The sequence below is a fragment of the Nocardioides sambongensis genome (assembly GCF_006494815.1).
Lineage (GTDB): Bacteria > Actinomycetota > Actinomycetes > Propionibacteriales > Nocardioidaceae > Nocardioides > Nocardioides sambongensis.
The window spans coordinates 3,964,453-3,974,494 of sequence record NZ_CP041091.1; the positions used below are offsets into that span (position 1 = coordinate 3,964,453).

At 72.3% G+C, this 10,042-nt stretch carries 9 protein-coding genes; 6 read left to right on the forward strand and 3 right to left on the reverse strand.

Annotation, left to right across the window (positions count from 1 at the left end):
- The first annotated feature begins 12 nt into the window (after window positions 1-12).
- From FIV43_RS18460 to FIV43_RS18470, 3 genes are read left to right on the forward strand one after another with little or no spacing between them, the layout of a single operon-like run.
- On the forward strand, window positions 13-1,905 hold the full coding sequence (locus tag FIV43_RS18460; RefSeq protein WP_141015309.1) for a Na+/H+ antiporter: 1,893 nt from the start codon (window positions 13-15) through the stop codon (window positions 1,903-1,905).
- A 37-nt stretch (window positions 1,906-1,942) separates the two neighbouring features.
- Window positions 1,943-2,584 (forward strand): MBL fold metallo-hydrolase, encoded by a 642-nt coding sequence (locus FIV43_RS18465; RefSeq protein ID WP_141015310.1) that lies wholly within the window; start codon window positions 1,943-1,945, stop codon window positions 2,582-2,584.
- A gap of 46 nt (window positions 2,585-2,630) precedes the next feature.
- Window positions 2,631-3,254 (forward strand): hypothetical protein, encoded by a 624-nt coding sequence (locus tag FIV43_RS18470; RefSeq protein ID WP_141015311.1) that lies wholly within the window; start codon window positions 2,631-2,633, stop codon window positions 3,252-3,254.
- A 31-nt stretch (window positions 3,255-3,285) separates the two neighbouring features.
- Here the strand turns inward: FIV43_RS18470 and FIV43_RS18475 are convergent, their stop codons facing one another.
- Window positions 3,286-4,338, reverse strand: a complete 1,053-nt coding sequence (locus FIV43_RS18475; protein ID WP_141015312.1) for a L,D-transpeptidase family protein — start codon at window positions 4,336-4,338, stop codon at window positions 3,286-3,288.
- A gap of 226 nt (window positions 4,339-4,564) precedes the next feature.
- Here FIV43_RS18475 and FIV43_RS18480 point away from each other — a divergent pair, with 226 nt between their 5' ends.
- On the forward strand, window positions 4,565-7,105 hold the full coding sequence (locus tag FIV43_RS18480; protein WP_181407581.1) for a lamin tail domain-containing protein: 2,541 nt from the start codon (window positions 4,565-4,567) through the stop codon (window positions 7,103-7,105).
- A 47-nt stretch (window positions 7,106-7,152) separates the two neighbouring features.
- Here the strand turns inward: FIV43_RS18480 and FIV43_RS23320 are convergent, their stop codons facing one another.
- Complete coding sequence (locus tag FIV43_RS23320) at window positions 7,153-7,818, reverse strand: HNH endonuclease signature motif containing protein (protein WP_269204037.1); 666 nt, start codon at window positions 7,816-7,818, stop codon at window positions 7,153-7,155.
- Entirely contained in the window at window positions 7,815-8,426 is a 612-nt protein-coding gene (locus FIV43_RS23325; protein ID WP_181407583.1) for a DUF222 domain-containing protein, read from the reverse strand. The genes FIV43_RS23320 and FIV43_RS23325 overlap by 4 nt, the downstream gene beginning before the upstream one ends.
- Window positions 8,427-8,670: 244 nt before the next feature.
- Between FIV43_RS23325 and FIV43_RS18490 the strand changes: the two genes are divergently transcribed.
- Window positions 8,671-9,360, forward strand: coding sequence for a demethylmenaquinone methyltransferase (locus FIV43_RS18490; RefSeq protein ID WP_141015315.1), 690 nt, complete (start codon window positions 8,671-8,673; stop codon window positions 9,358-9,360).
- Window positions 9,361-9,680: 320 nt separating this feature from the next.
- Entirely contained in the window at window positions 9,681-10,037 is a 357-nt protein-coding gene (locus tag FIV43_RS18495; RefSeq protein ID WP_141015316.1) for an NADH-quinone oxidoreductase subunit A, read from the forward strand.
- The last annotated feature ends 5 nt before the right edge of the window (window positions 10,038-10,042 follow it).

The window sequence follows — 10,042 nt, forward strand, 5'->3', positions numbered from 1 at the left end:
GAGGATGCTCCCATGGAGATCGCCCTGCTGCTGGTCGGCATCGCCGTCACGGTGATCGCGGGGACCGCGGTCGCCGAGCGGCGCGGCTTCCCGGCACCGCTGCTGCTGATCGCCGTCGGCATCCTGGTCTCGCTGATCCCCGGCGTGCCCGAGGTCCGGCTGGAGCCCGACGTCGTGCTGCTCGGGCTGCTCCCGCCGCTGCTCTACGCCGCGGCCGTGCGCACCTCGCTGGTCGACTTCAACGCCAACCGGCGGCCGATCCTGCTGCTCTCCATCGGGCTGGTCTTCTTCACCACCGCCGGGGTGGCCGTCGTGGTGCGCCTGGTGGTGCCCGAGATCGGGTGGCCGCTGGCGTTCGCGATCGGCGCCGTGGTGGCGCCACCGGACGCCGTGGCCGCGACCGCGATCGGCCGCCGGATCGGGCTTCCCCGCCGGGTGGTCACCATCCTGGAGGGGGAGTCGCTGCTCAACGACGCCTCCGCGCTGGTCGCGCTGCGCACCGCGATCGCCGCCCTGGGCGCCTCCGTCACGGTGCTCGAGGTCGGCCTCGACTTCCTGGTCGCCGCGGGTGGCGGCGTCGCGGTCGGTGTGCTCTTCTTCCTCGTCGTCGGTCTGGTACGTCGCCGCGGGGTCGACCCCGACATCGACACCGGCATCTCGCTGGTGGTCCCCTTCGCGTCGTACCTGGTGGCGGAGGAGATCCACGCCTCGGGCGTGGTGGCCGTGGTGGTCGCCGGACTGCTCCTCGGCCACAAGGCGCCGGTGCTGCAGACCGCCCAGGCCCGCCTGGCGCAGCGCACCAATTGGCGCACGGTGACGTTCCTGCTGGAGAACACCGTCTTCCTGCTGATCGGGTTGCAGGCCGACTGGCTGGTCGCGGACGTCCTGGACAGCGAGCTGAGCCCCGCACGGGTGGTCGCGGTCTCGCTGGCCACCCTGGCGGCGGTGGTGGTGCTGCGGCTGATCTGGGTCTTCGGCATCCGCTGGGCACTGGTGCGCCCCGACCCCGACCCGGTGAGCGGGGTGATGCCGGACTTCCGGCAGTCGTTCCTGGTCGGCTGGGCCGGGATGCGTGGCGTGGTCACCCTCGCCGCGGCCTTCGTGGTGCCCGAGGACGCCGACTACCGCGAGGTGGTGCTGATGGTGGCCTTCGTGGTGGTGGCCGGAACGCTGTTCGGGCAGGGGCTGACGCTGCCCTGGTTCGCCCGGCGGCTCGCGGTCCGTGGACCGGACCCCGCGGAGGACGCGCTGGCGCGCGCCACGCTGCTGCAGCAGGCGGCGGCGGCCGGTTTTGCCCGGCTCGACGAGCTGACCGGGGACGACCCGTCCGGCGACCCGCACCAGGTGCGCTCCACCATCGAGGGCCGGGTGGAGGCGCGGAACTTCGCGGCCTGGGAGCGGCTGGGCACCACCGCCGGGGAGGAGGCGCCCAGTGCCACCTACCACCGGTGGCGCACCGAGATGATCGCCGCCGAGCGGGACCGGATCCTCGAGATCAGGTCCAGCGGCACGGTGCCCTCGGAGGTGGTCAGCGAGGTGCTGGCGATGCTCGACCTGGAGGAGTCGATGCTCGACGCCGCGGAGGAGGACCGCGCGGAGATCCGCGCCGGCGCCGGCGGCCGGACCGCCGGAGTCACCTGCGCCGACCTCGACGACCCGGCGCTCGGCGCGGACGGGCTCGACCCGGCCGAGGAGGAGGGACTGGTCTGCGCCGACTGCCTGGAGTCGGGGACCCGCTGGGTCGCGCTGCGCGCGTGCCTCACCTGCGGCCGGGTCGGCTGCTGCGACTCCTCGCCGTTGCGGCACGCCACGGCGCACTTCCACGCCACCGCGCACCCGGTGGTCCGCTCGGTGGAGCCCGGGGAGAACTGGCGGTGGTGCTTCGTGCACCACACCACCGCGTGAACCCTCGCCCGGCCCGGCCGGTGGTTACGGTGGTCCCATGCGGCTGACGAAGCTGGGACACGCCTGCGTCCGGATCGGCGACGGTGACACGACGGTGGTGCTCGACCCGGGTGGTTTCACCGACCCCGGGGCGGTGGACGGGGCGGACGCGGTGCTGATCACGCACGAGCACGCCGACCACTACGAGGTCGCCCACCTGCGTGCGACCGACGCCCCGATCTACACCATCGCGGCGGTCGCCGCGCGGATCCGCGAGGACGCGCCGGACCTCGCGGAACGGGTCGAGGTGGTGCGTCCGGAGCAGCGGTTCGAGGTCGGCGGCATCGGCGTCCGCGTGGTCGGTGAGCTGCACGCGGTGATCCATTCCGAGCTGCCCCGCTTCCACAACAGCGGCTACCTGATGGATGTCGGGGGCACCCGCGTCTTCCATCCCGGAGATGCGCTGACCGGTCCCGCGGAGGCGGTGGACGTGCTGCTGGCACCGGTCTCGGCGCCGTGGATGAAGGTCAGCGAGGGCATCGACTTCGCCCGGTCGGTCGGGGCGCCGCGCAACGTGGCGATCCACGACCGGATCTACTCCTCGGCCGGGCTGGGTGTCGCGGACACCCACTTCGGGCGGATCCTGGGCGCCGCCGGCGCCGACTACGTCCGCCTGGCCGACGGTGCCGACCTGACCTGACGGCCCCGCTCAGGGAGCGCTCAGACGGACCCGGCATCATGGCGCAATGCCCAACCCACGTTCGACCTATGCCGGCATCGCGACCGGCGCCATCCTGCTGGCCGGCGTCGTCGGGTTCGGTGTGGGCCTGCCGGAGGTCGTCGGTGACGGCTCTGCCGAGACGCCCGCGCTGCCCGACCAGATCGCCGGGTACACGGCGCTGTCCCAGGTGACCGCGGAGGACGCCGGCGTCACCAGCGACGAGGACAAGGCCGCCCTGGAGGAGTTCCTGGCCAGCGCGGAGAAGCAGGACGAGGAGGCCGCCGAGGCACTCGGTGAGGAGTACGGCGACGCCAGCGTGCGTGCCTACGTCGACGCAGCGGGGATGGCGAACGCGGCTCAGACCGGTGGGACCGGGCAGTTCAGCGTCACCGTGCTGCCGGGCGAGGAGACCGGACCGGTCTTCTCCGGCGGGCCCTACCAGGCCGACACCTACCGGCTGCAGACCATCGACGGCCACCGCTGCTCGGTCGCCTGGCAGAGCTCGACCCCGGGTGCCGAGCCGACCGACCTCGACTACCAGGTCGAGTGCCGGGCCGCCGAGGGCGGACTGGTCTACGACGTCTACTCGATCGGCATCGCGCCGGAGAAGGCCGCCGACATCCTCACCGAGCTGATCGAGACCACCTGATCCGTCCGGGCCTCGCGGGTCTCCCTGGCCCTCACGACCAGTAGACGACGACCTCGTCGCCGACCTGGACCTGGTCGAAGAGCGTGGCGATCGCGGCCTGGTCGCGGACGTTGACGCAGCCGTGGGAGGCGCCGTTGTAGCCGTTCGCGGCGAAGTCCGAGGAGTAGTGCACCGCCTGGCCGCGGGAGAAGAACATCGCGTAGGGCATCGCGGAGCCGTAGAGGCTCGACACGTGGTCCCTGCTCTTCCACTCCACGGAGAAGCGGCCCTCGCGGGTCGGCGTGGACGACGCGCCGAACCGTACGTCGACCGTGGTCCGCACCGTGCCGTCGACCACCCAGCGCAGGGTGCGGCTGGACTTGTCGATGCAGAGCACGCGACCGGTGCGGCAGCGGGCGTCGAGCGCGCCCGGGGTGTTGCCGCCGACCTGGTTGGTCAGCTCGGCGTCGGTCGGCTCGGTGGACATCTCCTCCAGCCGGGTCAGCGTGCGCTGGTCCACCTCGCCGGTGACCGGGAAGCCGCGCTTGGCCTGGAACCCGCGGACCGCCGCGACCGTCACCTCGCCGTAGTAACCGGTGACGTCGGTGTTGAACCAGTCGATCTGACGCAGCCGCGCCTGCACCTCGCGGACCCCGTCGCTCTCGTCGCCGACGGAGTAGAGCGCGGGCCCGGCGACCATTCCCTGCGTCCGCCCGTCGTCGGCCGGGTCGTCGGCCGGGTCGTCGGTCGGGTCCTCGCTCGGCTCGTCGCTCGCCTCGTCGCTCGCCTCGTCAGTTGGCTCGTCGTCGCTGTCGTCAGCGCCGGCACCGGTCTGCCCGGCCGACGGTTCGCGGCCGTCGGCGGGTCCGCCGGAGCCGTTGCCGGTCCGGTCGTCGGCGTTCCCCGGCCCGCCGTCCTGGCCGGATCCCGAGGAGGGACCCTCCTGGCGTGGTGAGCCGGCCCGGTCGCTGCGGGCGTCGGCCGCCGCCTCGGTGTCGGCGTTGCGGTAGGCCCACCCGGCGCCGTACGCGAGCAGGCTGAGGACAGCGGTGAGGACGACGACGATCGCGACGCGACGGCCGGTCCGGTGTGTGCGGGTGGTCATGCCATCAAGACGTCCGAAGCGCCGAGTCGGTTGCGAACGACTTGATCACGAAACGGCATCGGTGCCTCGGGGCCACCGCGGCGCGACCGACCGGTCGCGCACCGCTCGCCCGGCGTTGCCCACCCGTTCATCACTGGTTCGTACGACGCCGCGAGGCTGCCCGGGTTTGCCCCACTGCTCATCTCGTCGCCGACTCGGGTGCGGCCGTCCCCAGAGGAACCACTCCGTGCAGATCAACCCCGTACAGGCCGGCCCAGCTCCGATCGACTCGTCACAGAGCAGACGCCGCGCACTGGCGGCTGCCGTCGCCGGGACGGTGGTGCTGGCGCCGCTCGCGCTGGTGCTGGCGCCGCTCCCCGCCTCCGCCGCCGCCACCGACATCCGGATCAACGAGATCATCACCGACTCCGCCACCGTCGCGGACAGCATCGAGCTGACCAACATCGGCGCCGCGTCGGTCGACCTCTCCGGCTGGGTGGTCAAGGACGACAAGGACGACCGCACCCTGGCGCTGCCCTCCGGCACCGAGCTGGCGCCCGGTGACTACCTGACCGTGGTGACCGCCACCGACGACGACGCCGGGTTCGGGCTGGGCAACGGGGACGCGGCACGGATCTTCCTGCCCGACGGCACCACCCTGGTCGACGGCCACAGCTTCCCGAGCCACTCGGCGCCCTCCTGGTCGCGCTGCGAGGACGGCACCGGTGACTTCGTCCAGGCGAACAGCGAGACCCTCGGCGCACCCAACGACTGCCCGGCGCCGGGCGGTGCGGCGGACGTCCGGATCAACGAGATCGAGTCCAACGGTGACGTGGTCGGCGACTGGGTCGAGCTGGTCAACGCGGGTGACGCCGCGGCCGACATCTCCGGCTGGCGACTGATCGATGCCGACCCCGAGCACCAGTTCGCCGTGGTGCCGGACGGCACGGTGCTCGCGCCGGGCGGGTTCGTCGCCCTCTACACCGAGTTCCCGGCCCCCGGTTTCGGTCTGGGCTCGGCCGACACGGTCACGCTCTACCGTGCCGACGGCACCTCGGAGGTCGACACCCACTCCTGGGCCGACGGCCACGCCGGTACGACGCTCGGCCGGTGTCCCGACGGCACCGGGAGCTGGCAGGAGACGACCGTCCCCACCCGCGGCAGCGCGAACGCGTGCAGCCCGGTCCGGATCAACGAGGTCGAGTCCAGCGACCCTGCCGGGGGACCGGACTGGGTCGAGCTGGTGAACCTCTCCGGCGCCGACGTCGACCTCGCCGGCTGGGAGATCCGCGACAGCGGCGACGCCGAGCCGACCGTGCTGCCGGCGGGCACCGTCGTACCCGCCGGGGGCCACCTGGTCGTCGACGACCTGGCGGCCGGGCTGGGTGGCAGCGACAGCGCCCGGCTGCTGGACGACACGGGCGCGGTGATCGACTCCCACAGCTGGGTCGCGCACGCACCTACCACCTACGGCCGCTGCTCGGACGGCGTCGGCACGTTCACCGGCACCGTCGCCGCCACGCCGGGCGGGGTCAACGACTGCCCCGGCCTGGACACCGCTCCGTGGCCGGGCTCGCCCGAGGTGGCGACCAGCGACCTGGCGGAGACCTTCGGACAGGACGCCAGCGGCGTCACCTTCGACCCCGAGCACGCCGGCGTGCTGTGGGTGGCGCAGAACAAGGCCGGCACGCTGCGCAAGCTCACGAAGGACGGCGACACCTGGGTGCCGGCCGCCGGGTGGGCGGAGGGCCGCGACCCGAGGTACGCCGACGGCACCGGTGCCCCCGACACCGAGGGCATCACGATCGGCCCGGACTCCGCGGTCTACCTGGCCTCGGAGCGCAACAACGACGTCTCCGGGGTCAGCCGCAACACCGTGCTGCGGTACGAGCCCGAGGTCTCGATGAACGCCACCGACGAGTGGGACCTGACCGCCGTGCTGCCCGCGGTTGGCGCGAACCTCGGTCTGGAGGGGGTGACCTGGGTGCCGGACCGCTACCTGGTGGAGAGCGGCTTCGTCGACGACTCCACGGGCTCGGCCTACGATCCCGCGACCTACACCGACCACGGCAGCGGGCTGTACGTCGTCGCTGTGGAGGGCACCGGCCAGCTCTACGTGTTGGCTCTGGACCAGACGGACGCGGTCGACGAGGCGGCGCACCTGGTGGCCACCGTCGACCCCCGGCTGCTCACCAACGCCGGCCCGGCCGCAGCGATGGACGTCTCCTGGGACCCGGAGACCGAGCAGATCTGGGCGCTGTGCGACGACAGTTGCGACGGCGTCTCGGTCACCCTGACCGTCGATGAGGCGGGGTCCTTCGCGGTCGACGCTGCCTACGACCGGCCGGTGGGGATGCCGAACCTCAACAACGAGGGCCTCGCCGTCGCCCCGCAGAGCACCTGCGTCGACGGCCGCAAGGAGGTCGTGTGGAGCGACGACGGCGACACCGACGGCCACGCGCTGCGCAGCGGCACCCTGCCCTGTACGGCGACGGAGCCGGAGCCCGAGTCGGAGGCGAAGCGGTTCGCGCTGAAGCGGAAGCCCCGGATCGTCGGAGCCCACCGGGTCGGTCGCACGATGCGAGTGCGCACCGGGGCGGTCGCGCCACGACCGACGGCGGTCCGGGTGGAGTGGCGGGTCGCCGGCAAGGTCGTCCGCGGCAATGCCCGCACCCTGAAGGCGCGGACGTGGATGGCCGGCAAGCCGGTGGTCGTCCGGGTGACCTACCGGGCCCCGGGCTACCAGCCGCGCACCGTGCGGTCGGCGCCGGTGCGGATCCGCCGCTGAGTCGCTCCGCGGCCGGCTGCCTCGGGGCTCTGAGGCAGCCGGCTTCCCTATCTCCGTCGGTGGTATCTGCGGTCGCCGTTGGGGAGTCGGGTGGTGGTGTAGGCGGGGTCGTGTTCGCGGTGGTGGTGGAAGGAGCAGAGGAGTAGGCCGTCGGCGAGGTCGGTGCGGCCGCCTTTCGACCAGGGGTCCAGGTGGTGGGCTTCGCACCAGCGGGCTGGGATGGTGCAGCCTTCGGCGCGGCAGGTCTTGTCCCGGAGTCGTAGTGCGGTGCGTTGGGCTGTGGTGAACAGCCGGCGGGCGCGTCCGAGGTCGAGGACTTCGGATTTGCCGCCGAGGACGGCGGGGAGGATCTTGGCGGTGCAGGCCAGGCGTCGGGCTGCGTGGGCGCTGATCCGCTGCTCCCCGTCGGTGTCGTGGCTGGGGTCGAGGAGTCCGGCTGTGCCGAGGTCGCGGGTGAGCTGGGTGTGGTCGATGGTGACGATCACGGTGGTGGCGTCGCCACCGTGGTCGGGCAGCTGGTTCGGGTCGAGGTGCTCGAGGAGCGCTCCGAACGCGAGGCCGCGGGCGTGGTGTTGCGGCAGCCGTTCGGCGCCTGAGTCTTGTTGGTGCGGTGAGGTGTAGGCGTCGAGGTAGGTCGCGAGTCGTGCTGCGACCGGGTCGGGGACCAGGGTGGTGATCCGGGTCAGCCCGTCCCCCAGGGACCGGATCCTCAACGATGTCTTCGCAGTGGCCGCGGCTTCCAATGCGGCGAGGCGTTTGGCGTCCTCCTCGTCGGCGATCTCGGGGCCACGACGTCGAGGATCCGGTCCGCGAGGCGGCGTAGCTCTTTCGGACCGAACCCACCCTCGGGCACCCCGGGCCGGTCGCCGGTGCCGTACGCCACCAGATCGGCCTCGGCCCTCGTCCGCGCCTTGGTGTCGATCCGGGCCGGCAGGGCGTCCAGGCCGGTGGTGATCACCCGGGCCTGCTCCAACGACAACGCACCGCGGGCCATCGCTGCCCCCACCCGCGGCCAGGACTCGTCGATCGCGGTGGCGACCTTCGACTCCGCACGCAACCGGCCGGGGTCGGCGCCGGTCCGCAACGCCACCCACCCCGCGACGTCCCGCGCCCCATGGGTCGAGGCGACATCGGCCGACGCGGCCAGGACCCGCATCCGCAGCTCGACCACCTGCGCCTCCAACGCCACCAACCCCCTCAACAGCGCCTCACGCTCGGGCATCGCGAGGAACCCCGGTTGACGCTCCGCGACCTCACCCAGCGCGTCTCGGCACACCGTGACCGCCTCGCCCAGCGGGGTGCGGGTGCCGGTCAGCGACATCGGGAGAACCTTCCGAGACAGGTGCAGCAGATGCCCTGATCCTACGCTCGTTCGAACTGGTGTTCTAGTGGTCCGAGTGACCTGTGGACGAATGTTCTCCCAGGTCAGCCGCCCATTGCGCCCGTCGTGCGAGCGGGGTGGCCACCCCGCCCTCGCGGGCGCCACGACCAGCACCCGGTCCCACCTCCGGCCGGGTGGCCACCCTGCCCCGTCGCCCGCAGGCACCCGGCAACTACCCTTCGGGGTGGCCCGTGCAGCGCTCGACAAGCAGCCCGCCGACGTCCGTCGAATGTTCGACACCGTCGCGCGGCGCTACGACCTGACCAACGACGTGCTGTCCTTCGGGCAGGACCGGCGCTGGCGGCGCGAGGTGCTCGACGCGGTCGACCCGTCGTACGGCGAGCGGGTCCTCGACCTCGCGGCCGGCACCGGCACTTCCAGCCAGCCGTTCGTCGACGCGGGGGCACAGGTCGTGCCCTGCGACTTCTCGATCGGCATGTTGAAGGTCGGCAAGGAGCAGTTCCCGGCGCTGCCGTTCACCGCGGGTGACGGCACCAAGCTGCCGTTCCGGGACGGCTCCTTCGACGCGGTCACCATCTCGTTCGGGCTGCGCAACATCGTCGACCCGGTGGCCGGCCTGGCCGAGATGCGCCGGGTCACCCGGCCCGGCGGCCGCATCGTGGTGTGCGAGTTCAGCCACCCGACCTGGTCCCCCTGGCGCACGGTCTACCTGGAGTACCTGATGAAGGCGCTCCCGGCGATCGCGACCACCGTCTCCTCCGCCCCGGACGCCTACGTCTACCTGGCCGAGTCGATCCGTGCCTGGCCCGACCAGGCGGGCCTGGCCGCGATGCTCGCCGAGGCGGGCTGGGCCTCGCCGGAGTGGCGCAACCTCTCCGGCGGGATCGTCGCCCTGCACCGCGCCACCGCCTGACTGCACCGCCCGCTCCTCCGCTGGCTCGCCGCGGCGGCCACTGCCGCCACCGACCCCCGGCTGCGCGCGCCCGTGTAGCCCGCCGACCGTCCGGCGACAGCGACCGCTGTCACCGACACCCCTGATTTTCGTCACGCACGCGTGCCCTAAATCCGCAGGTCAGGCCACATTTCGTTAACCCGACCCCCTGTCGGGCCGTGGTTCGGGAGTGGCAGTATGTGTTCCACGCCACTAGTGATTCTGTTCACAAGATCACGATGTGGGCCTGCCATGACCCGCGCAGGACGGCTCGACCGGACCGCGCGGAGGAGGGAAGGACGATGGAGCTCTACACGCCGGTGCTGGCGCTCGCCGCCCTCGCCGCGCTGTTCGCGGTCGGGTCGATCGTGATGAGCGCGTTCGTCGGGCCGCGGCGCTACAACCGGGCCAAGGTCGACTCCTACGAGTGCGGCATCGAGCCGACGCCGCAGGCGCTCTCCGGCCGCTTCCCGGTCAAGTACTTCATCACCGCGATGCTCTTCATCGTCTTCGACATCGAGATCATCTTCCTCTACCCCTGGGCCGTCCATTTCGACGCGATGGCCTGGTTCGGGCTGATCGAGATGGTCGTCTTCATCGCCACCGTGTTCGTCGCCTACGCCTACGTCTGGCGTCGCGGCGGGCTCGACTGGGACTGAGAGGG

Excerpts from the sequence above, each read along its gene's own strand:
- FIV43_RS18460 (WP_141015309.1), top strand. The coding sequence starts at position 13 with ATGGAGATCGCCCTGCTGCTGGTCGGCATCGCCGTCACGGTGATCGCG.
- FIV43_RS18465 (WP_141015310.1), top strand. The coding sequence starts at position 1,943 with ATGCGGCTGACGAAGCTGGGACACGCCTGCGTCCGGATCGGCGACGGT.
- FIV43_RS18470 (WP_141015311.1), top strand. The coding sequence starts at position 2,631 with ATGCCCAACCCACGTTCGACCTATGCCGGCATCGCGACCGGCGCCATC.
- FIV43_RS18475 (WP_141015312.1), bottom strand. The coding sequence starts at position 4,338 with ATGACCACCCGCACACACCGGACCGGCCGTCGCGTCGCGATCGTCGTC.
- FIV43_RS23325 (WP_181407583.1), bottom strand. The coding sequence starts at position 8,426 with ATGTCGCTGACCGGCACCCGCACCCCGCTGGGCGAGGCGGTCACGGTG.
- FIV43_RS18495 (WP_141015316.1), top strand. The coding sequence starts at position 9,681 with ATGGAGCTCTACACGCCGGTGCTGGCGCTCGCCGCCCTCGCCGCGCTG.